Genomic DNA, 21638 nt, shown 5'->3' on the forward strand with positions numbered 1-21638 from the left:
GAGGTAATGCGCGCCGGATCAGTCTTCCGCAAAGATCAGGTCGAGCAGGTGCCTGATCTGGGCCAGCAACGTGCTGAGATGCTCCTCGATCGTCATCTGTTCATCCTTGATATAGGCGATGCAGTGGCAGTTCCAGTGATTGTAGATGACGGAAGCAAGAGTGCCGGCGGCGAAGCCGTCGCCACGCCGCGTCCGGCTCGCTCTCGCCACCAGCAGGTCTTCGATGATCTTGGTCAGTGTAATGTCGATCTGACCGTAGCGCTGGACGAATTCGGATTCCGGATAGCGGATTGCGGTCGAATCCGCATACCGCCAAACCCGCTTGCTGAAGATTTCAAGCGAGCGGGTGGTGAAGCCGGTCAGCAATTCGCAGACATCGTCGGCAAGGCTTGTGAACTTGCGCGGCTGACTTCGATAATCGGCAATAGCGTTTTGGTGGCCCTGGAGAATGATCGCGAGAAGCAGTTCGTCGCGGCTACCGAAATAGTTGAACACGGTGGGCGTGGAAACGCCGGCCTCGGCAGCAATGGTGGCCATGGAGCAGTCTTCGATGCCCTGGCGCTCAAACAGCAGGCGCGCGCTTTCCATGATGGCGTCGCGTCGCTGCTGTTTTTGCCTCTCGCGCAGGCCTGCCGTCGCTTTCTGAGCCAATGTCTCGTAGCCTCCCAATAAAATCTTTTACGCCATAAAATATTTTATTGACACAATTTATTGACGCAATACAGTACGTGTCAATCGCTCATAAAAAACAAGCGTGGGAACAGCATAAATTTCGCCGGCCGCCTTGGTCTACGGAATACAAGTAAAGAACTCCGCACAAGATCGAAACCGAGACGATGTTCGTCTCGATTGTCTTCTGCGAGTGCAAAGTATTCAATTTAAGACTGATGTCGGCTGCGAATATAGTCTTCGCGGTCCTAGGTTTCTGCATCTTGTTTGCAGTGAGCCCGACGCGGAAAATTGAAACTGGGAGACTGAACCGATGACTTTCGGCCAAGTTCAAACTGGGTGGCTTTCTAAAACATGAGCAATATGACGCCCTTACGGGCCGCCAAGGGCGGTGCTGTAACGATCCTCAGCGTTCTGAAGGATTTCGGCAATTTCCGCGCCGTCAACGATGTGTCCATAGAGATCCGTCCAAACGAGTTCTTCACCCTTCTGGGGCCTTCGGGCTGCGGGAAGACGACTCTGCTTCGAATGCTCGCTGGCTTCGAAGCGCCAAGCGACGGCAAGATCCTTTTGGACGGCACAGACATTTCGATGCTGCCGCCGAACAAACGCCCGATCAACACGGTGTTCCAGAACTACGCGCTCTTCCCGCACATGACGGTCGCCGAAAACATCGGCTTCGGCCTCAAAATGCTCGGCAAGAGTGCCGCCGAAATATCGTCGTCAGTCGAGGAAATGCTTCGTCTGGTCCGGTTGGAGAATGCCGGCAATCGCTCCGTCACTCAGCTTTCCGGCGGCCAACAGCAGCGTGTCGCGCTTGCGCGCGCGCTCGCTCCAAAGCCGAAGCTTTTGCTTCTCGACGAGCCGCTATCGGCCCTTGACCTGAAGCTTCGCAAATCCATGCAGATCGAGTTGAAGCGCCTGCAGCAGGAAACCGAGATAACCTTCATCTTCGTTACCCACGACCAGGAGGAAGCCCTGACCATGTCAGATCGCATCGCGGTCATGAATGGCGGTAAGGTCCTGCAGATCGGCTCGGCGCATGATATCTACGAACATCCCGCCGACCGCTTTGTCGCCGGCTTCATCGGGGAGACGAACTTCCTCGAGGGCGACCTGACGTCGAGCGCCGATGGCGTCGGCACGGTGTCGCTGCGTTGCGGTCCCGTTGTAGAGGCGTTGACTGCCAAGTCAGTGGCCAGTTCGGGGGCCGTCACCATCGTCGTGCGCCCTGAGCATCTGGAACTGGTCGCGCCCGGCTCGCAGCAGGCGGTAGACGCGACCGTCGAACAAATCGTCTATTTCGGCACGGACACGCATGTCCACGCCCGCCTGAGCGACGGTACGGCGCTGACCATTCGGCAGCAGAACCGCCCCGGCCCGAAAGAAGGCATTGCCGTCGGCCGGACGATCGGGGTCACCATTCCGCCCCGCGTCGCCCAGATCCTGAAGGACTGAGGCCATGTCGGAGATCGCCACCCCTCAGGACAAACAGGACGCCAGGCGTCATCTGTTGCTCGCGTCACCGGCCATCGTCATCATGATCCTTCTGGGCTTCATCCCCCTGCTGATCGTGGTCGCATACTCCTTCATGGCGCCTGGCGACTACGGCGGAGTCGTGCCTAAATTCTCTTTAGAGGCCTATGTCTCTCTGATTTTCCAGCGCGACATGTTCGATGACACCCTTACGTTCTCGTCGTCCTATCTAGAGGTCTACATTCGCACCGCCGTCTTTGGCGTGGCGACGACGGTCTTCTGCGTGCTGATCGGCTTCCCAACCGCCTATTTCATGGCGACGCGCCCAGCGAAACAGCGCAATCTCTGGGTACTACTACTGACGATCCCCTTCTGGTCGAACCTCCTGGTACGCACGATCGCGGTCATGTTCATTATCCGCGACGAGGGACTCATCAATACGGTGCTGATGCATCTCGGCCTCATCGATCGCCCGATCACGCTGCTCTACACGAACTTCGCCATCCTGCTCGGCCTGGTCTACAGCTTCCTGCCCTTCATGGTGCTGCCGATTTATGCCTCGCTGGAAAAGTTCGATTTCCGCCTCGTCGAGGCGGGCTTCGATCTCTATGCGAGCCGTTTCAAGGTGCTGACGCAGATCATCATACCGCTGGCCAAGCCCGGGATCGTGACCGGCAGCATCCTCGTCTTCGTGCCCGCCTTCGGGGCCTATGTCACGCCGCTTCTGCTCGGTGGCGGCAGCCACCTGATGATCGGCGACCTGATCGCGCTCCAATTCGGCTCGTCGCGCAACTGGCCGCTGGGCTCGGCCTTCTCGATCGTGCTTATGGTCTTCGTTTTGCTTGCGCTTCTCTTTCAGATCCGTCGCTCGGGACAGGTGAAACATGGCTAGCTTCGCGTCCACAGGAGAGATCGACATCAAGCGCCAAACGGGGTTCGGCTTCATCGCTGTGACCTGCCTGGTCAGCCTTTATCTGCCGATCCTCGTTGTCCTCATCTTCTCGTTCAACAATGCCATGAGCATCGGCGCGTCCTGGCAGGGCTTCTCCATGCGCTGGTACGTGGCGCTGATGCGGAACGAGGGGTTCTTCAATTCAGCCATCCTGTCGGTGGCGATCGCCATTGCGGCAACGATCATGTCGACGATCATTGGCACGATGGCGGCGCTGGCCACCACGCGGGCCAAGCGCTGGCGGGGGCAGTCTGCTACCATTCTCGCCATCACCTCGCCGCTGATCATCCCGGAAATCGTCAGCGCCGTGTCGCTGCTCGCCTTCTTCTCCTTCATCGCGCAGACCTTCGGCATCAGCTTTGGCATTCTGAAGATCGTTCTGGCGCACACGTCCTTCTGCATCCCCTTCGTATACCTGCCGATTAAGGCGCGGCTCGAGGGCATGGACGTGACGCTGGAAAATGCGGCGGCTGATCTTTACGCTGATCGCTGGAAAACGTTTCGTTATGTCACGCTGCCGCTGCTGTTGCCGGGCATTTCTTCTGGCGCAGCGCTCGCCTTCATCGTCTCCTTCGACGATTTCACGATCACGCAGCTGATTGCCGGTCCCGGCGAGACAACGCTGCCACTCTTTATCTGGTCTCGCATCCGCAACATCGTCACGCCCGAGCTCAACGCCATGTGCACGGCGCTGCTCGTCGTCTCCATCGCTTTTATCGTTCTCTCTTTCCTCCTGACAAAGATGAAGCAGAACTAAAACCAAAAACCAACCAGAAGGGTACAACAGAAATGAAGAAATTGTCATCTCTCGCCATCGCGGGTCTTCTGCTCACAACAAGCACCTCTTTCGCCGCCGGCGAACTTCACATCTACAACTTCGGCAACTACACCAGCGCCGACCTGATCAAGAAGTTCGAGAAGCAGTTTGACGTAAAGGTGACACTCGACACCTATGACACCAACGAATCGATGATGGCGAAGATCAAGGCTGGCGGCTCCGGCTACGACATCGTCATACCGTCCGACTACGCCGTCGACATCATGAAGAAGGAAGGACTTCTTGAGGCCACCGAGCCCGACAAGATGGAAAACTTCAAGAACATTAAGCCGGAAATTGTGAACCTCTATTACGACGAAGGCCGCCACTATACCGTTCCGTGGCAGATCGGCGTCACCAGCCTGCAAGCCGACACGGCTGTTTACAAGGGCGATCTCGACACCTGGAGTGTGCTCTTCAATCCGCCGGCTGAACTGAAAGGCCGTATCAACGTCCTCGACGACATGATAAGCGTCATCCACGCGGCTGAGCACTACAAGGGCTTCAAGCTCTGCACCTCCGACAAGTCTGAGCTCAAGCAGATCAACGAACTGCTGCTCGCCGCCAAGCCTTCCTGGCGTACGTTCAGCTACGATGCACCGACGCTCCTGCAATCCGGGGATGTTGATGCGTCCATGATCTGGGACGGCGCCGCCTACCGCGCCCACGCAAGCCGCCCGACCCTGAAATTCGGCTTCCCCAAGGAAGGCGTTGAGGGCTTCGTTGACAATGTCGCCGTGCTGAAGGGCGCGAAGAACATAGACAACGCCAAGCTCTTTCAGAACTTCATCATGGACCCGGAAAACGCCGCGATGATCTCTAACTTCGCGACCTATAGCAACGGCATCGTCGGCTCAGAGAAGTTCCTCGACAAGGATCTGAGCAACGCACCGGAACTCCAGCGCCCGGCAAACTTCAAGGTCTCTTTCTCGCCGCCCTGCAGCCCCGAAGTCATCGAGCTCTACAACAAGATCTGGACCAACCTGCGCAAGTAACGCGGGGCCTGGAGCCATTTCCGCCATCAACGGACATCAGCGCGCCGGCCAGACCGGCGCGCTACAGAACAAATTTGCTTAAAAGGGAAGAACGCTATGGGTCAGTCTGCGAACATCGTCATCAGGAACGGCAAGGTCATCACCATGGACGACGCCGCGCCGCGCGCTCAAGCCGTCGCTATTTTCGGCAACCGGATCGTCAAGGTCGGCTCGGATGCCGAAGCCATGGAGCTTGCAGGCCCATTCACGCACGTGATCGATGCGGGCGGCGGGACGATCGTGCCCGGTTTCAACGAATCCCACATGCATATTTTCGGCGGCTCCCTCAGCCTCATCCAACTGCCACTGATGGGCGTTCGCGGCGAAGCGGCGCTCACAAACGCCATTGCCGCCTATGCTGCGCAAAATCCGGACCTGCCGCTTCTCGTCGGCAACGGTGCCGACTATCTCATCTTCGGCGATACGCCAGCCGATCGCCACAAGCTCGACGCGATCATGCCCGACCGGCCGCTGCTTCTCATCTCCCCCGACTATCATACGGCCTGGGCCAACACCGTTGCACTCAAGGCCGCCGGTATTCTCGAAGGTGCGAAACTGAGCATCGGCAACGAGATCGTCATGGGAGCGGACGGCCTTGCCGGCGGCGAATTGCGCGAGAGCGAAGCCATGGGACCCGTGCTGGAGCTCGGATCGACCGGCGGGCGCGAACGCTTCGGCATCGCCACCGGCGGCGACCCGGATTTGGTCACTGACGCCCAACGCGCCAGCGATATTGCCCTCCTCAAGAAGGGGCTCGTCTATTGCGCCTCGCTCGGCATCACCTCGTTTCAGAACATGGATGGCAACCTCTACCAGCTTGAGCTTCTCGACGAGATCGAGAAGACGGACGGCCTGCCGGTTCGCGTTCGCATGCCATACCACATGAAGAATTTCATGCCGCTCAGCGTCATCGAGGAAAAGGCCGTCGCCTGGCGCGAGCGCTACAATACGGACCGTTTGCGCTGTGACTTCGTCAAGATGTTCGCTGACGGCGTGATAGAGTCCGGAACGGCCGTCATGGTCGGCGGCTACGGCGACCACCCGGAGGAAAATGGCGACCTGCTGTTCCCGGCCGAGCAGTTCAATGCGGTCGCCGTCGAGGCCGATCGCCTCGGCTTCCAGATGGCCGTTCACGCGATCGGCACCGGCGCAGTCCGTGAGGTGCTGGACGGCTATGAGCATGCGCGCACGCTCAATGGTGCACGCGACAGCCGCCACCGCATCGAACATATCGAGACCATCGAGCCGGATGACGTGCCGCGTCTGTCGGCGCTCGGTGTCGTCGGCTCGATGCAGCCGACCCATCCGCCGGGAACGGGCGACTTGCCGCTGCAGCCTTATCTCGGTCGTATCGGCGAAAAACGCTGGCCGCTCGCCTTCGCATGGCGAACCATCAAGGATTCCGGCGTCACGCTCGTCCTTGGGACCGACTGGCCGGTCACGCCGCTCGACCCGCTCGCCTGCATCGAAGGTGCGCTGGTCCGCCAGCCGTGGCGCGACGATCTCAAGGATCAACGGCTTTCCCTGTCGGAACTGCTGGAGGGCTACACGAAGAACTGTGCCTGGGTGGAATTCATGGAAGACCGAAAGGGCGTGCTGAAACCCGGCTATCTCGCCGACGTCGTGGTGCTGTCCGGGGATATCGAGGCGACCGCCCCAGAGGCGGTGTCCCGCCTCAAGGCCGCCGTGACGATCTGCGACGGTCGGGTCACGCACACTTTTATCCAAAGCGCGCCAGAGCTTCCGCCTCCTGAGGGCCAAGGTCGTGAGGCGTCTTGTGGTGCTGCTGAGTTGTGAAAAATGAGCTGCCGCACGTTCATTTTCAGAAGCCCGCACTCTTCGTCGGCGCGACGAAGAGTGCGGGCCAGCCGCGAGGAGATATTCGGTCCCTGTGGAAGCGTCGAACGCTCTATCGGCGGTCCGGCCGCACGGGCCGACCCGGCCCCCGACACTTCTCAGGCAGATTCATTGTTTGCCGATCTTGCTTGATCCGGGGTAGCCCGTCGTGAGACCTGCGCGAGCGAAGTGGCCAATCCTTCCAGCGCGCGGCACGCTTGCGCCCATGCCGGTTCGTCGACAGCAAGTGCCGTCTGAAGCCAGGCAAGCGTCAAACGCTTCGTTGCTTCCAGCACATCGGGCGCCTCGGTCTCTGTTTCCTTGGCGTCAAGCCCCGCTATGCCGCCGAGCCCGTGTCCTACGCCGTGCATCATCAACAGTGCTTCCGCACCCGGGCCGTCATAATACGCGTCCGCATGCCATTCGGGGCCACGGGTCGTGAAATGGGGATCGTCAGCGTCCGCACAGACAACAAGGCTGCGGGTTGTCAGACTGGAAAAGTCCAAATCGAAGAAGGGAAAGCGGGCGGCGTACTCTTCGGTCATGTCTTGTCCACCGCGTCCCGGAGCCGCGAGCAGTATGCCCGCGGAGATGCGCGGATCGGAAAAATCTTCGCCGTCCAGGCGTGCGCCCAACAGAAGGCCAACAGTATGGCCGCCGAAGGAATGACCCGCTGCAGCGATTCGCAGGTCATCGAGCCGGCCGGAAACAGCCGGCGCCCGACGTTCTACCTCGGGCAAGTGATCGAGGATCGCCTTCATTTCTTCCACGCGCTCGCGCCAGAAGAATGGCGCACCGGGTGCATCTGAAGGCAAGCCGCCGACGCGCGAGCTTGCATGCGTTGGCTGGATTACCGCGAAGCCACGTTCGGCCCAGAACTGAGCCAAATGCGCGTAGCCGTCCTTCGACGGGATATAATTGGACGGTCCGAATCCATGCGACAACAGCACGATCGGCAAGCTGCTGCCGTTCGCCGGTGCCGTCAGGCGCAGTTCCAGCGGTCGACGGCCAACCATCGGAAGTCGGATCGGACTGTAGGCGACAGTCAGAGTGGCGTCAGGCGTAGGAATGTGGCGGGCCAGATCAATCAGATTGTTCATTTCAAAGTCTCTTTTGTTGGGGCAGGCAAATGCGTCACCCGACCGAGTGGCCTGCTTCGCGAGACCAGATTTTTGCATCGGCGCCAGCGGGAGCCTTCATCGGCGCGTCCGGTTCCGTTACGGCCCGCAAGACAGCCTGGGCCACGTCTTCCGGTGTCGTGAATTCAGTGCCGGAGCGCAGCGTCGTGAGATAGTCGTCTACGAACGCGGAGTAAGGCTCCGGGATATCCATTCCCATTCGGGCCATGGCATTTTTCCCAAACGCTGTGGTCGGTGCGGAGCCCGGCAGAACAAGCTTTGCACGTACACCGAACAGGGCGGCCTCAAGGGCCAGACTTTCGGTAAAGGCGTTCAGAGCCGCTTTGCTGGCGCTGTAGACGGACAAAGCGCGCAGCGGCTTAATCGTAACGCTGGAACTGACATTGACGATGACGCCTGAGCCCCGCACGCGCATTTGCGGAAGAATGGCTTTGGTCATGGCCATTGCGCCGAAGACGTTCGTCTCGAATAGTTCGCGGACCTTCGCCATCTCGGTGCCTTCCAGCACGTTCAGCATGCCGACGCCGGCATTGTTGACCAGCGCATCGATCGACCCGGCCGCGTCGACCGCCTTGGCTATGCTTTGCGCGCTCGTGACATCCAGCGCCAGAACTTTCAACCTGTCGTTAGCGGGGAGCAGGTCGTTGCGCGGCGTCCGCATGGTCGCGACCACGTCCCACCCCTCAGAAAGGAAGGTCTGCGCGATTGCGAGACCGAAACCGGATGAGCAACCGGTGATAAGGATCTTTGGCATGTCGTGACTCCTGAACGATTGACTTGCTCAAAAGATGGACTGTCATGCCTGGACTTGCTATCATCGTACGTCCAAGCATTGTTAGCAAAAGTCCGAATTGATGACCGACCCAGTTGCAGAAGTCGTTTCCCTGCTCAAGCCAAGGCCTTCGATCTCCAAGCTGGTGACGGGGGGCGGTCAGTGGCGCGTCGAGCGCACTGAGCTCGGAAGCCCCTTCTACTGCGCCGTGGTCGAAGGGCATTGCCTGATGACTATCAGCGGTCATGAGCCAATCCGGCTGGCAGCCGGTGACTTCGTGCTGGTGCCGGAGATCTTCTCGTTCACGATGAGCAGCCTTGACCCGCCGCCTCGCAAAGCGCCTGCCCAACGTCTTGAGACCAGTCCGGGTGTCTTCCGGCTGGGAGACCCTGACGCGCCGGCCGAAGTCCTGGCCATGGTTGGTCATTGTGCTTTCGGATCGGATGACAAGGCTCTGCTCGTCTCGCTTTTGCCGGAGGTCATCCATATCAGGGGCGAGGCACGCCTGACGTTGCTGGTGCGAATGATCAACGACGAAACAAGAGCCGACCGGACCGCCCGAGAAATGGTGCTTCACCGATTACTGGAAGTCTTGCTGATTGAGGCATTGCGTTCGGCGGGGGGTGCAGCAGTTTCACCCGGCCTCCTCCGCGGCATGGCCGATCCGCAGTTGGCTCCCACACTACGCCGGATCCACGAGGATCCGGGCCGCAGCATGACGGTGGAAGCCTTGGCGCAGGATGCCGCCATGTCCCGTTCGACGTTTTTCGATCGCTTCCGCAGGGAGGTGGGCGTTGCCCCGATGGAATATGCCACCGGCTGGCGAATGGCGCTTGCAAAGGAACTGCTTCGCAAGGATGTGGCAACGGCAGAGATTGCACAACGCGTTGGCTACGGCTCGGCGAGCGCCTTCAGTGTTGCGTTCAGTCGGCATGTGGGGAAATCGCCGGGGGCCTATTCGAGAGAAAGTGCTGCAACCTAGTGTTTGAGGGGGCGCGATAAAAATCGGAGGGGTTGATAGCGCGGGACGTGATTTCTCCTGCGCTATTGGAGAGGTGAATGGCGGGCGCCGGGATTTGCGCGGCACCGACCGGTTAGAAGGTTTATGACTAGAGGGTTCAGTGGAGAGACAGTCTTTAGCCTTGGGGCGACGAAGCTTTGAGACTTGCTACTTGCCGATATACGCAGCGAGTTCGTCGGGCGTTCCATTGGGGAACGCGTGTTTCAGAAAATCCAGGAATGCCGACACGCGAGCGCTGAGCAGTCGTCGGGATGGGTAAAGCGCCCAAAGCTCGATCTCGGATTCCTCGACATCTCCCCAGTGCTTTAAAGTGCCGTCTGCCAAATCGTGGCTCACCAAGGAAATCGGCAAGCGTGCCACGCCGACGCCTGCCCGCACCGCATCGCGAACCATGATCAGCGACGACAGGGCAAGGATTGGCTCGACTTTAATCGTCGAGCATCCCTGCGAGGTTGTGACGCTCCAGATTTGCCGGTTGCCGGCCCCGCGCACCACGCCAGGAACGGGGAGGTCCCCGGCCGGACGACTGAGATCCGGGCTTGCCACGACAACGAGTCGGTCGTGCAGAAAGGCGCGACCAACGAGACTTTCGTCCGGGTCGGGGTTGACCCTGATGACCAGATCATAGCCTTCCTCGATCATATCCACCGGGCGGTCTTCTGTGGTAATTTCCAGCCTGACATCCGGGTACTTGAGCGCAAAACCTGCCGCGATCTTGCCCATGGCGGTCTGCGACAAAAGAAGTGGCGCGCTGATCCGCAACCTGCCGCGCGGCTTCTCGGCACCTGAGGCAATAGTGGCTGCCGTCTCGTCAAGCTCGGTCAGCAGAGCGGCTGTCCTTTCATGGAGCGCGCGTCCTTCCTCAGTGAGTTTCAGGTTACGCGAGCCACGCTCGAATAGTCGAAGCGCAAGAGTAGCCTCCAGCTCCGTCACCCGCCGGGACAGGGTCGCCTTAGGACGGCCGGTAGCCCGCGCTGCTTTGCCGAAACCGCCATGGCGGGCAACGAGATTGAAATCGGCAAGCGCGACAAGATCCATATTCGTTCCATTTGTGAGACAGCGCGTCTAGATTGATGGTCTATCGGGCCAACAGTGGACCCATCATATTCGGGGTGTCAAGCAATACCAACCCGGAGATCATCCCATGACCATTCTCGTTACCGGCGCCACAGGCAATATTGGCAGCCAAGTCATCCAACACCTCGTCAACCGCGGCGCTGATGTCCGCGCCCTCGTTCGTGATCCCTCCAAGGCCAACGTTCCGGCCGAGGTCTCCGTGGTGAAGGGTGACTTCCTCGATGTCGACTCGCTGCGCACCGCCTTCGATGGCGTGTCCACGCTGTTCCTGCTGAACGCCGTCGTACCTGATGAATTCACTCAGGCTCTGATTGCACTCAATGTTGCCCGCTCGGCCGGCATCGAACGGATCGTTTACCTCTCGGTGATCCATGCTGACGTCTACGTGAACGTCCCGCATTTTGCTGGCAAGTTTAGCGTCGAGCGGATGATCGAGCAGATGGGCATGCACGCCACCATCCTGCGCCCGGCATACTTCATCCAGAACGACCTAACGATCAAGGACGCCATCACCGGCTACGGTGTTTACCCGATGCCGGTCGGCGACAAGGGCCTCGCCATGATCGACGTGCGCGATATCGCGGAGATCGCCGCTCTCGAACTTCTGCGCCGCGAGCAGGCGGCACAGCCGCTTCCGCTCGACCGCATCAACCTGGTCGGCCCCGAAATACTCACTGGAGCGGGTATTGCCGCCATCTGGTCGGACGTTCTTGGACGCCAGATCAACTATGGCGGCGGTGATACTGCGGCATTCGAGCAGAACCTCAAACAGTTCATGCCGTCCTGGATGGCCTACGACATGCGCGTGATGGGCGAGCGCTTCCTGACCGACGGCATGCTGCCTGAAGGTGGCAATGTCGAGCGCCTCACGACGCTTCTCGGTCGGCCGCTTCGTTCCTATCGCAACTTCGCATCGGAAACGGCTGCCTCTGCTTGAGGTACCCATCCGCGATCCAGAACACCAAGGACCATCATCATGATCTATTCGACCGCCACTGTTCCGGTGAACCCGGAAGGCGAAACGAAACTCAGCCGGAAGCAGGCCTGGAAGGGCCTGGAGCTGAAGGCGCGCGATGCGCGCCTGTTTCTCCCGCCCGGCCTCTGCTCCCGCTGCGATGTCGTGGAGGAAAGTGCGACCCACTTCGTCCGCGAGGCCACAATCGCCGGCTCCGACCTGCGCGAAATCATCGTTCTTGAGAGCGAGAGCAAGGTCACCTTCTTTCAGGCCGCCGGCCCGCGCGAAGGCGCGATTGTCAATGAGCTGTTCGAGGATGAAGCCGGCGCACTGCAGCTTCGCTTCTACTGCTACCTCGGCCTGCGCGGCAGAGAGCCGAACGGCCCCGAGGAGCAGGCTGAGCAGACACGGTTCGACAGCGACAAGGGCTACAAATCGGCGCTGCTGTCGACGCTGAAGCGGACCCGCGAGTTGCTGGCAGAGGGTCGGCTCTGATCACCACCATAGACAACAAACAGGGCGGCCTCTTGAAGAGGCGCCCTGCTCCTCGAGAGGACTGCCACCATGACGACGACCGTTAAAGAACCACATATAGGCGCTGCACCGAAGATCCTTATTCTTGGCGCTACTGGGCCCACCGGCCGCCACATCGTTAGCCAGGCTGTCAGTCGCGGCTATGATGTCACTGTCCTGGTGCGCTCGCCGGAAAGAGCGGCAGATCTGAAGGGCGCAAACCTTATCGTCGGAGATGCCCGCGACGAGAAGGTCCTGCGCCAGGCTGTCAAAGGTCGGGATGTGGTAATCAGCGCACTGGGCACACCCGCGAGCCCCTTTCGTAAAGTCACGCTTCTTTCGACGGCAACCCTCTCCCTCGTCAATGCGATGAAAGCGGAGAAGGTCTCACGCCTCGTGACCATCACCGGTATGGGCGCCGGCGACAGCGCCGGACATGGCGGCTTCCTTTTCGACAAGCTGATCTTCCCGCTGCTTCTACGCAACGTCTACGCCGACAAGAATCGTCAGGAAGCCATCATCAGGGACAGCGGTTTCGATTGGACCATTGTTCGTCCGTCGATCCTCAACAACAAGCCTGGACATGGTGCAGTCCGGGCGTTGACAGACCTAAAGGAATTCCGCGGCGGTCAGATATCCCGCGCGGACGTTGCAACATTCGTACTGGAACAAGTGGTCAGCAGCGCCTGGGCGCACCGCTCGCCATTGGTCACCTGGTAACGAGCGGCATAAGTTTGATCATGAAGGGGCAGGGGAACGCGGCCCCTGCCGGGTTTTGCCCCTTGCAAATTTCTTCAGCCCATTTTGCGGAAGCGCGTCGACGAACCCTTCAACCGTTGGCGTTGTCTTGCGCAGATTAAGCCGCGCAAGTCTAGCACTCGAAAGAAGCGCCTCGGGAAACGTAATATGAAGGTCAGCCAGGAAATCATCTGGCGACCTGCTCGTCACGCCGTAAGGACGCAGTTCTCGTCTCGGGAAATCCTTGAGGTCCCAGGTGACGATGGTGGAAGCTTTTCCGACAATGGCAGCGGCGAGTACATGCCGATCGTCAAGGTCAGGTCGTTTAAGATCCTCTATCAACGGACGATAATTCACCACGTTCGCCTCCAGGAGGATCGTCGCTCGGCTGGAAAAATAGCTTTCCGTCGCCTCCTCGGCGAACAACCACTCATAGCCGCGGACGTTTGCCTCACGCATGTCAGTACCAATGACCTGATTGAATAGAGCAGGCGAACATCATCTGCCGCTATTCTCGTATCTCGACCACCTTGACCGACACGTCCAAATCCAGGAAATCGTCCGGCATTCCCGTATATCCGCCGGTAACAGGCATGATCTGTCCATTGTTGCGGGCAAACGCTACGGGAATAAGACATGCTTCTCCCACTCGTCGATGGGTGGGATCAAACGCAATCCAACCGGCTCCCGGAAGATAGACTTCCGCCCAGGCATGTGTCGATCCGCCGTCGTCGACAGATGCCCGCGGATCGTAGATGTAACCGGAGACAGCACGCGCACCAAACCCCAAGCAACGAACAGCTTCAATGAAAAGTGCTGCGATGTCCCTGCATGAGCCACTGGCCTGCTCCAGTGTTTGTTGCGGCGACTGTGTGCCTTCTTCGTCTCGGATGCGATATCTGACATTTGTCAGAATGCCGGCATTGATGTCTTTCAGGAGCGAAAGCGTGTCGGTCGGGCGGCCGCTGACGAACGCTCGAGCCCAATCCGCCAGACGGTTACCTGGAGAGATCGCGGCAGCAAACGCGCCGAGGTCAGTTTTGTCCTCGGTCGAGTAGGTGAAGGGGTAGGAATGCGCCGAGATGTCAATATTGAAGACCGGCCACGGGTCGGCGGTCTGCTCGACAACGGCAGCACTGGAGATCGTCAGTTCGGAGGTCCGTTCAGAAAACGTTACCGTCGCGATCGTGTTGCCGAAAACGTCCTTCGCCCAGTCGATCGACCCCTTCGCCGAACAGTCAATGTTGAAACACAAGGTCCGAAGCTGTTGGTCGGTCCGGGGCGATAGGATCAGGCGGTGCGCAAGCAGCCCGACGGGCCGCAAGTAACGATAGGTCGTTCGATGCTTGATCTGAAGTTTCATTAAGATTTCCCGGCCGCCAGATTTTCAGTCTATCTCAGACGGCGCTCGCAAAGTGTTCCTGCCCTACGAACTCAATTGTGGCCAGGAGACTTCCCGATGCTCGGATTCAATGAGCACTTTGAAACATGCCATTAGGGGCTTGGTAGCGTACGGTTTCCGGACAAATCTAAAACGTTGCGGCAGCAGCGACTGTCGCAGATTTACCACCCCGGAAGTCATAACGATCGGTAGCTTTGGCCATCTTGCATGAACGCGCACCGCGAGTTGGACCCCATCTATTGCGCCTTTCATATTAACGGAGGTGAACACGAGACTGATGTCGTCTCGCTTTTCCAGAATCTCCAACGCATCTGCGCCACTGGACGCCTCGGCTGTCCCGTAGCCAAATCCTTTGCACGCAACGGCCGTTTCCGCGCGGAGGATCCGGTTCTCTTCTACAATCAGGATTATGTGCTTTTGATCAGGGCCGTCTAACAACTTGATTACCCAGCAAAGAGTTTAGCAACGAGAAGTATCAAATCATCAATGTTGCGGCGCAGCAACAAGATATTGGCAGCGCTGTGCGCAGACGAGTAAATGGTCTCTGGATCGATATGCGGCGCGTCGGTCTGAACGCGGATGCCGCAGCGACGGTAGCATGGCCGGGGGGTTCCCATTATCGACCAGCGGCAATGAACGGGGCGGGAGTTGTCGGCAAGTCGGCAGCGTCCTCAGTGGTTCGACGATTCCGGTGAGCGACATCATGGAAGCGATTGGTGAAAAATCGGAGAAGGTGCTGAAGGAAGGGGTCGCGCGGACGTGAAGCCCGAAACAGCGAAAACGACTGGTGCGATTGACCGCAAAACGCTTCCATTGGTAGGAAGGAGGGCCATCAAAGGCCGGGCAAGTTGATTTTCCAAGCCCACAACCGCACAAGCGCCCGAGGCCGACATCAATAGCGCGCCTGACGAAACGTCACGACAGAAAGGGTTCTACGAGCCTCATTGCAGATTTCGATGGCGTAATCTGACGCATCCTGCCCTTGGCTAGCCGCCCCCCTCATAAGTTCCTGAGCAACCAACACGGCTTCCGCGCGAGCTTCGTCTAAAGAGGGGAAATCTGCTTTCGCGAAATCATTCACTCCGCCGGCCGGTGTTATCAGGTTGAAGATGTAGCGGGCGACAGTGCTCATTCGGGAAATCTAGACCGTTTCATCGATATTTAAAGCCGGTGAGCCCTAGCCACTACTTACTTCAGGGATTTTCACATTGTCCAATCTCGATGCAAAGGCCCTCGGCGGCTTCGTCATGCTAGCATCACATCAGGAATTGCTTAAAAAGCAATGAGGCACCTCAACCAGATGTTGCCGGCGCGCTATTGGTTTTTCGGCACTTCGCGCTGACAGTGAGGGGAAAACTGAGCCGCCTCTATCCCTCGATATCGATCTTCTTCGTTAACGTGGCAATGTTCAGCCGTCAGGTTTGCAGACGGATAAAGTTGTTTGTATGCGTGCCAGAAACCGGTCTATCAGGAGTGCCATCTGTGCGGGATCTTCCCAGTGGGGATTATGGCCAAAACCCTTCAAGACCACGGTCTGGGGCTTTTGTAACGCACTGATGAGTGCCGTTCGTTGAGCGGAATCGAAAATGGTATCCTCGCTGCCGGAGATAGATAGCACTGGCACAGAGATCCGTCTTGCCGTGCCCGTCAGGTCCAGTCTTGTGAATTCTTGGAGTATGCCCTGCCAGATGTTCGCGGGAATCGCAGCCGCCTCGCGGCGCAGAGGATCGAGGAAGGTTTGATCGACAGGTTGCGGACCAGCATGCCAGAGGTCGAAGAAAGGATCGGCAGGATCGATCGGATCGCTGAGCCGCAGGATCGCCTTCGTCACTGGTTCGCTCAGCGGAAAGGCCGGCCGCAGCGTACCCGAAACCAGAATCAGAGCCTCGACCGTGCTCGCCAGCCGGTCCGCAAGCACCATGCCGACCATCGCCCCCATGGAATGCCCGATAACGACACAACGGTCGATGCCCAGGTCAGCCAGCAAGGCGGCAATATCATCAGCAAAATCGCCAACCATCAGACCATCGCCGGCAGCAGATGAGCCATGGCCAGGCAGATCGGGAACAACAAGGCGGCACCCCTGCAGGCACGGTTCCAGCAACGAGAAGCTGCGACTAGAGTCCGAATAGCCGTGCAGCAGCAGAAGCACCGGACCCTCCCCGCCACTGTCGATAAAAGCCAGAGGCCGGTCATCGGGCAAACGCATCGAACGTTTACGTGCCGCCCAACCTTGCTGATTGACCTGTGTCACAGGGAAAGCTTCGCCTTCACCATATCGCGACCGTTCTTGCCATCGAAAGCGGTGACACCCTCCAACCATGCATCGAGCCGCTGCGGTTCGTCCGCCAGCGCCTTCACCGCCGCCTCCTCAGGCGAAAGACCATCCGTCATCAGATAGCCCATACCCTTGTTTTCAAAGGCGATGTCGAAGGTAAGATTGGACAAGAGCCGTGCGACGTTCGGGCATTCCTTGAGATAGCCCTTGCGCACTTGAGTCGAGACCGTCGCTGCGCCGAAATCCGGGCCGTAGAACTTGTCGCCACCGGTCAGATAGCGGATGTCGAACGCCGTGTTCATCGGGTGCGGCGCCCAGCCCTGGAAAACGATGAAGGCCTTGTCCTTGGCGCGACGCTGGACTTCGGCCAGCATGCCCTGTTCGCTCGATTCAACCACTTCCCACCCATCAAGGCCGAGCGCCTGATCCTTCGTCGCGTCGATCATCAGTTGGTTCGAACCGGGTTCGATGCCGTAGAGTTTCTTTTCAAACTGGTCGGGGAATTTCTGCAGATCGGCGAAATCCTTGACGCCCGCCTCCCAGACGTAAGCCGGTACGGCAAAGGTGTATTTCGCGCCCTTGAGATTGGTTACGACGTCCTCGACCGATCCCTCTTCCTTATAGGGCTTGTAGTAGGTGACCATCGCCGGATCCCAGTAGCCGAGGAAGACGTCGAGATCTTTGTTCTTGAGGCTGAGATAGATCACGTCGATGCCAAGAAGAGAACTTTGCGGCTCGTAGCCTAGCGCCTTCAGGAGCGTCAGGGCGACGCCGGTGGTGAACGCCAAGTCGTTCCAGCCAGGCTCGGCCATGCGGACGACCTTGCAGGCTTCGGGCTCGGCGGCAAGCACAGGCAGGGCGACGGTGCCCAGGAGTATGGAAAGCATGCCTGTCTTCAGATGCTGCATCACTGCGTTTCTCCTCTTTGACCAACAAGTCATTATATTGCCCGAGCGGTCAACAATTGATCTTTGCGGAAGAATTGTCAATGCTGGGACGACACAAAAGGACATGGGCATGAAACTTACGAAAATCAGCGCTATTCGCCGCAAGGAACTGCGGCAGGCGGCATTCGAGGTTCTACAGCGGGAGGGGATGGCCAGCGCGACGCTGGAGAAGGTCGCGAGTCATGCCGGAGCCTCGAAGGGTATTGTACTGCATTACTTCCGCAACAAGCAGGAGCTTTTCGAACATGCGATGCGCGAGGCCAACGTTGCGTTGAGCCAAGCTGTCATTGCCAGGCTGAAACTGGCGACGACGGCCTGTGATAGGCTGGAGGCGATCATAGAGGGCAACTTCGAGGAGCGTTTCTTCCAGCCATCGATCTGTCATGCTTGGCTGTCGCTCTGCGCTGAAGTGCCGCGGGATCCGAAGCTCGCGCGCATCCAGACAGTGATCCATGCCCGTATGCGGTCCAACCTGATGTCCGCACTCGTGCATATACTGCCGCGCGGCGAATGCGAGGCGGTGGCCCTGACCATTACATCGCTGATCGACGGGCTCTGGCTACGCGCCGGACTTCAATCAGGGGGCCTTACTCGCGAAACGGCCCTGGCTCAGATGCGGGACTATCTTGATCATCGCATTCCATCTCGTTGAAGCCTCGAACTGGGCATAACAACCCGTCCGATCATCCCCGCCGCGCATCCAAATTCCCTCGACATCACTGCCAAGACGGAATCATTTGTCCAGCCCAAAAGCCAGCGGGTTTTTCAGCAGCCGCTAGAACGTCTGCCACGGCGGCTTTCTCATGCGGTCGGAATCGTATTCTTCACGCGACGTACGGAATTGATCGGAATTTTCTACTACCCAAGTCAAAAGCGGGATCATGTGGATCAGCAATCCCATTCGCAGCTCGGTAAGCTCGTATTCTACGCGTGGCGGCATCTCCGAGAGATCATAGCGCGTGACCAGCCCATCTCTCTCAAGCTGACGGAGAGTGGTGGTGAGGATCCTTTCGGTAACGCCGTGCACCCTGCGGCGGATATCCGCATGGCGCAGGCGGCCATACACACCCAACGTATGGATAACACCCAATGACCAGCGGTTTCCTGCGTGGGTCAAAACTCTCCTGTCTCACCGACTGTCGATCAGCATCGCGACAAAAGCCGAGACCTTCGGCGGCCGGAATCGGGCAGCCGGATAGACGACATGAATTCCGCCCGAGGGCAACGTCCAGTCCGGCAAGAGCCTAACCAGCCGACCGGCCTCGATGTGCTCGCCGGCGAGGAAGTCGGGCAGCACCGACACGCCGCCCCCGGCGAGGGTCGCCGCAAGGACCGCAGGCGTCGAATTGCTCGAAATACTCTGCTGCATTCGCACGGTCCGCCGATCGAAATCGTCCCGGGTGAACCGCCATAACAGCGGTTCCTTGAGCGCCAGATTGGCAGTGAAAGGCAAGTTGGCAACATCTTCAGGCTCGTTCAGCCTGAGCGAGGCTGCGAAGCCTGAAGCCGCGACCAGAAATTGCCGGAACGCACCGATCCGCCTCGCCTGATGGCTGGAATCGTCCAGCCATCCAACCCGGATCGACAGGTCCACCTGGTTAGCGATCAAATCCACCCTCGTGTCGGACAGCAGCAGTTCGACTTTGCAGGCGGGGTATTGCCGCGCGAAAGCCGCCGTAACCGGAGCTATATTGCTGGCGCCGTAGTCATTGGGAGCGGCAATTCTGAGCACGCCCGTCGGAACCGCATTGGCCTGCGTGACTTCGTCGACGGCGTCCTCCGCTTCGCGGAAGATCGTGATACATCGGGCGTAGAGAAGCCGGCCCGCTTCAGTCGGTTCGACGCGTCTCGTCGTCCGGAGGAGCAGGCTGGTTTTCAGCTCTGTTTCCAGCCGCGCGACCTGCTGGCTGACGACCGTCTTGGTGATGCCAAGCCGCTCCGCCGCCTTGGTGAACGAACCGGTATCGAGAACGGCAGCAAAATAGGCCAGCCGATTGAGATTGACGGGCTCCATGGTTGCTCACCTTATTGTAAGTCTATGACGTACATTCTGTAGCATTTAGGGCTATTTTTTATCCAATGGAAGCGGGTTATTTAGGGCCAAGACCAATTAAATTCATGCAATTCTGTTTGAAGCCATTGGATTGCGTGGAAGGCATATCAGAATCAAGGATGCCCCCTAGATGCACGTTACCTACCTCTTCGACCCACTCTGCGGCTGGTGCTATGGCGCATCGCTGGCACTCGAAAAATTGGCCGGGCTCGATGACCTTACGATCGAACTTGCGCCCACCGGCCTCTTTGCGGGTGAAGGCGCGCGGCCGATGGATGAACGTTTCGCGGCCTATGCCTGGCAGAACGATCAGCGCATAGGACGCCTCACGGGGCAGGTCTTCAGCCAGCTCTATCGCGACCGGGTTCTTGGGAACATCGGCAGCATGTTCGACTCGGCACCAACAACGCTCGGTATTGTCGCCGTCGGGCTCTCGAAGCCGGACAAGGAGGTCGAGGCTTTGAAGGTGCTCCAGAATGCTCGCTATGTAGATGGTCGCAACAATTCGGAGATGGCGGTAGTGGCCGATGCTCTTGATAGGGCCGGGTTTGGCGATGCCGCAAGCCGCGTCAGAAGTCCCGACGAGCCCCTGCTAAGCGCCTATCGCAAAAGGATCGAGCAGGGGCGCCGGCTCATGGCGGAATTCCAGCTTGACGGCGTTCCAGCGCTTCTTGCTGATCAAGGAGACAAGCGGCGATCGCTTAGCAGCGGCGTTCTGTTCGGCGGCTTCGATCTGCTTGCCGCCAAATTGCAGGCAGCCTGACCAACAGCTTCCAATCTGGACATTTAATCCAATTCCCATCGGGCAGAAATCGACAACCATCGGAGACCACCATGCATACAAGGAGAGATATCATGAAAACTACCATCGCAGCCAGCCTGACTGCCGCCTTCGCCCCTGCCGGTCTCGGCAATGCCACCGGATCGAAGCTCACCTGGAAACATTTTCCCGCTGGTCAGAACGGCTTCTTCCGCGCCCCGGTGCTACTTTCTGGTTCGAGCGAAGCGCTGCTTATCGACAGCGGCTTCAGCTATCCCGACGGTCGCGCGCTGGCAGACGCCATCAAGGCTACCGGCAAGACGCTGACTGCAATTTATGTCAGCCAGTCCGATCCCGATTATTATTTCAGCCTCAAGCCGGTCCTCGAAGCTTTCCCCGGCACCAGAGTGCTGGCCGCTGCCGACACAATCGCTGCCATCAAGGGCAATGTCGAAAAGAAGCTCGCCGTCTGGGGACCTCAGCTCAAGGAGAACGGCCCGCAAACACTCGCCGACATCGTCATGCCGGAAGCCTTCGACGGACCTAGCCTGACGGTCGATGGCGAAACGATCGAGATCGTCGCGGCCGAAACGGGGCTGGCCAATCGCCGCTACCTTTTCGTGCCGTCGCTCAATGCGGTCTTCGGCGGCGTCATGATCTTCTGTGGCGTCCACGTCTGGACCGCCGACACGCAGGCGAAAGAACAGCGCGCCGCCTGGGTGGCGACCCTCGACAAGATCATCGCCCGCAAACCCTCGGTGGTCGTGCCCGGCCACATGACGCCGGAAGCTGCGACCGACGTTTCCGGCATTGAGCACACCAAGACTTATCTGCTCGCCTTCGAGGAAGAGCTCGCCAAGGCCGCTGACGCAGCGGCGCTCAAGGCCGCCATGGAAGCCCGCTTCCCGGGCCTGGGTATGGGCGTCGCGCTCGATATCGGTTCGAAGGTTGCCAAAGGCGAAATGAAGTGGGGCTAAGCTTAAAAGTCACGCCTTACCCGGAGGTCTCCGGGTAAGGCGCGAGAGACCGGCTAAACGACAGCCTCTCCGATTTCCGGCGTCGCCGCTGCGCCGCGAATCTGGCATGGCTAAGCTTCTCATAACGCGTTGCACTTCAATCATTGCCGGCCTACTGCCTGTTTGCGTTCTCCCGTTCCGGCGTCGTCTTAACGTGTTAAGGCCGCGGTGAGGGCTTTGGCT

General features: G+C 58.9%; 24 protein-coding genes and 1 pseudogene. 12 read left to right on the forward strand and 13 right to left on the reverse strand.

Annotation, left to right across the window (positions count from 1 at the left end; translation table 11 throughout):
* Positions 1–18 precede the first annotated feature (18 nt).
* Positions 19–651: a TetR/AcrR family transcriptional regulator gene (locus GR197_RS03285; protein ID WP_164006604.1), complete on the reverse strand. Its 633-nt coding sequence runs from the start codon at positions 649–651 to the stop codon at positions 19–21.
* 372 nt (positions 652–1023) lie between these two features.
* Here GR197_RS03285 and GR197_RS03290 point away from each other — a divergent pair, with 372 nt between their 5' ends.
* From GR197_RS03290 to GR197_RS03310, 5 genes are all read left to right on the forward strand, one after another.
* The gene (locus tag GR197_RS03290; protein WP_164006605.1) at positions 1024–2127 is read left to right on the forward strand and encodes an ABC transporter ATP-binding protein; all 1104 of its coding nucleotides are present in this window, start codon (positions 1024–1026) and stop codon (positions 2125–2127) included.
* Positions 2128–2131: 4 nt separating this feature from the next.
* Positions 2132–3037 (forward strand): ABC transporter permease, encoded by a 906-nt coding sequence (locus GR197_RS03295; protein WP_164006606.1) that lies wholly within the window; start codon positions 2132–2134, stop codon positions 3035–3037.
* On the forward strand, positions 3030–3854 hold the full coding sequence (locus GR197_RS03300) for an ABC transporter permease (protein ID WP_164006607.1): 825 nt from the start codon (positions 3030–3032) through the stop codon (positions 3852–3854). Before GR197_RS03295 ends, GR197_RS03300 begins: the two co-directional genes overlap by 8 nt.
* Positions 3779–4909 carry an extracellular solute-binding protein gene (locus tag GR197_RS03305; protein ID WP_348643238.1) on the forward strand — a complete coding sequence of 377 codons (1131 nt, stop codon included), beginning with the start codon at positions 3779–3781 and terminating at the stop codon, positions 4907–4909. Before GR197_RS03300 ends, GR197_RS03305 begins: the two co-directional genes overlap by 76 nt.
* A gap of 96 nt (positions 4910–5005) precedes the next feature.
* Positions 5006–6745 (forward strand): amidohydrolase, encoded by a 1740-nt coding sequence (locus GR197_RS03310; protein ID WP_164006609.1) that lies wholly within the window; start codon positions 5006–5008, stop codon positions 6743–6745.
* Positions 6746–6903: 158 nt separating this feature from the next.
* On the opposite strand, the gene GR197_RS03315 is transcribed toward GR197_RS03310, so the two are convergent.
* On the reverse strand, positions 6904–7884 hold the full coding sequence (locus GR197_RS03315) for an alpha/beta hydrolase family protein (protein WP_164006610.1): 981 nt from the start codon (positions 7882–7884) through the stop codon (positions 6904–6906).
* A 34-nt stretch (positions 7885–7918) separates the two neighbouring features.
* Positions 7919–8677 carry an SDR family oxidoreductase gene (locus tag GR197_RS03320; protein ID WP_164006611.1) on the reverse strand — a complete coding sequence of 253 codons (759 nt, stop codon included), beginning with the start codon at positions 8675–8677 and terminating at the stop codon, positions 7919–7921.
* A 100-nt stretch (positions 8678–8777) separates the two neighbouring features.
* Here GR197_RS03320 and GR197_RS03325 point away from each other — a divergent pair, with 100 nt between their 5' ends.
* Positions 8778–9677: an AraC family transcriptional regulator gene (locus GR197_RS03325; protein ID WP_164006612.1), complete on the forward strand. Its 900-nt coding sequence runs from the start codon at positions 8778–8780 to the stop codon at positions 9675–9677.
* A gap of 186 nt (positions 9678–9863) precedes the next feature.
* Here GR197_RS03325 and GR197_RS03330 read toward each other — a convergent pair whose 3' ends face one another.
* Positions 9864–10754 (reverse strand): LysR family transcriptional regulator, encoded by an 891-nt coding sequence (locus GR197_RS03330; RefSeq protein ID WP_164006613.1) that lies wholly within the window; start codon positions 10752–10754, stop codon positions 9864–9866.
* A 106-nt stretch (positions 10755–10860) separates the two neighbouring features.
* On the opposite strand from GR197_RS03330, the gene GR197_RS03335 reads away from it, so the two are divergent.
* The 3 genes from GR197_RS03335 (at position 10861) to GR197_RS03345 (ending at position 12981) form a co-directional block, all read left to right on the forward strand.
* Positions 10861–11730 carry an SDR family oxidoreductase gene (locus GR197_RS03335; RefSeq protein ID WP_164006614.1) on the forward strand — a complete coding sequence of 290 codons (870 nt, stop codon included), beginning with the start codon at positions 10861–10863 and terminating at the stop codon, positions 11728–11730.
* A 39-nt stretch (positions 11731–11769) separates the two neighbouring features.
* Positions 11770–12243 carry an AtaL-like protein gene (locus GR197_RS03340; protein ID WP_164006615.1) on the forward strand — a complete coding sequence of 158 codons (474 nt, stop codon included), beginning with the start codon at positions 11770–11772 and terminating at the stop codon, positions 12241–12243.
* Between the two features lie 69 nt (positions 12244–12312).
* The gene (locus GR197_RS03345) at positions 12313–12981 is read left to right on the forward strand and encodes an NAD(P)-dependent oxidoreductase (protein WP_164006616.1); all 669 of its coding nucleotides are present in this window, start codon (positions 12313–12315) and stop codon (positions 12979–12981) included.
* A gap of 18 nt (positions 12982–12999) precedes the next feature.
* Here the strand turns inward: GR197_RS03345 and GR197_RS32205 are convergent, their stop codons facing one another.
* The 7 genes and pseudogenes from GR197_RS32205 to choX all read right to left on the reverse strand — a co-directional run bounded on the left by GR197_RS32205 (position 13000) and on the right by choX (position 17566).
* The gene (locus tag GR197_RS32205; protein WP_246724456.1) at positions 13000–13458 is read right to left on the reverse strand and encodes a PIN domain-containing protein; all 459 of its coding nucleotides are present in this window, start codon (positions 13456–13458) and stop codon (positions 13000–13002) included.
* Between the two features lie 49 nt (positions 13459–13507).
* Positions 13508–14362, reverse strand: coding sequence for a transglutaminase family protein (locus GR197_RS03355; RefSeq protein WP_164006617.1), 855 nt, complete (start codon positions 14360–14362; stop codon positions 13508–13510).
* A 63-nt stretch (positions 14363–14425) separates the two neighbouring features.
* Positions 14426–14839, reverse strand: a complete 414-nt coding sequence (locus GR197_RS03360; RefSeq protein WP_164006618.1) for a response regulator — start codon at positions 14837–14839, stop codon at positions 14426–14428.
* A gap of 107 nt (positions 14840–14946) precedes the next feature.
* Positions 14947–15118 (reverse strand): annotated as a pseudogene (locus GR197_RS32210) (AraC family transcriptional regulator); the annotation flags it as partial.
* Positions 15119–15293: 175 nt separating this feature from the next.
* Complete coding sequence (locus tag GR197_RS03365) at positions 15294–15533, reverse strand: DUF6894 family protein (protein WP_164006619.1); 240 nt, start codon at positions 15531–15533, stop codon at positions 15294–15296.
* Positions 15534–15809: 276 nt separating this feature from the next.
* On the reverse strand, positions 15810–16655 hold the full coding sequence (locus GR197_RS03370) for an alpha/beta fold hydrolase (protein ID WP_348643239.1): 846 nt from the start codon (positions 16653–16655) through the stop codon (positions 15810–15812).
* Positions 16652–17566 (reverse strand): choline ABC transporter substrate-binding protein, encoded by a 915-nt coding sequence (gene choX, locus GR197_RS03375; RefSeq protein WP_246724478.1) that lies wholly within the window; start codon positions 17564–17566, stop codon positions 16652–16654. The genes GR197_RS03370 and choX overlap by 4 nt, the downstream gene beginning before the upstream one ends.
* A 130-nt stretch (positions 17567–17696) precedes the next feature.
* Between choX and betI the strand changes: the two genes are divergently transcribed.
* Positions 17697–18278 (forward strand): choline-binding transcriptional repressor BetI, encoded by a 582-nt coding sequence (betI, locus tag GR197_RS03380; RefSeq protein WP_164006622.1) that lies wholly within the window; start codon positions 17697–17699, stop codon positions 18276–18278.
* A 123-nt stretch (positions 18279–18401) separates the two neighbouring features.
* Here the strand turns inward: betI and GR197_RS03385 are convergent, their stop codons facing one another.
* Both GR197_RS03385 and GR197_RS03390 read right to left on the reverse strand, forming a co-directional pair.
* Positions 18402–18743 (reverse strand): winged helix-turn-helix transcriptional regulator, encoded by a 342-nt coding sequence (locus GR197_RS03385; RefSeq protein ID WP_164006623.1) that lies wholly within the window; start codon positions 18741–18743, stop codon positions 18402–18404.
* Positions 18744–18755: 12 nt separating this feature from the next.
* The gene (locus tag GR197_RS03390) at positions 18756–19640 is read right to left on the reverse strand and encodes a LysR family transcriptional regulator (RefSeq protein ID WP_164006624.1); all 885 of its coding nucleotides are present in this window, start codon (positions 19638–19640) and stop codon (positions 18756–18758) included.
* Positions 19641–19809: 169 nt separating this feature from the next.
* Between GR197_RS03390 and GR197_RS03395 the strand changes: the two genes are divergently transcribed.
* Positions 19810–20442 (forward strand): DsbA family protein, encoded by a 633-nt coding sequence (locus GR197_RS03395; RefSeq protein ID WP_164006625.1) that lies wholly within the window; start codon positions 19810–19812, stop codon positions 20440–20442.
* A 71-nt stretch (positions 20443–20513) separates the two neighbouring features.
* Positions 20514–21416, forward strand: coding sequence for an MBL fold metallo-hydrolase (locus GR197_RS03400; RefSeq protein ID WP_164006626.1), 903 nt, complete (start codon positions 20514–20516; stop codon positions 21414–21416).
* Positions 21417–21638 lie beyond the last annotated feature (222 nt).

This window comes from Rhizobium phaseoli (assembly GCF_010668805.1).
In the GTDB taxonomy this organism is placed as follows: Bacteria; Pseudomonadota; Alphaproteobacteria; order Rhizobiales; family Rhizobiaceae; genus Rhizobium; species Rhizobium phaseoli_A.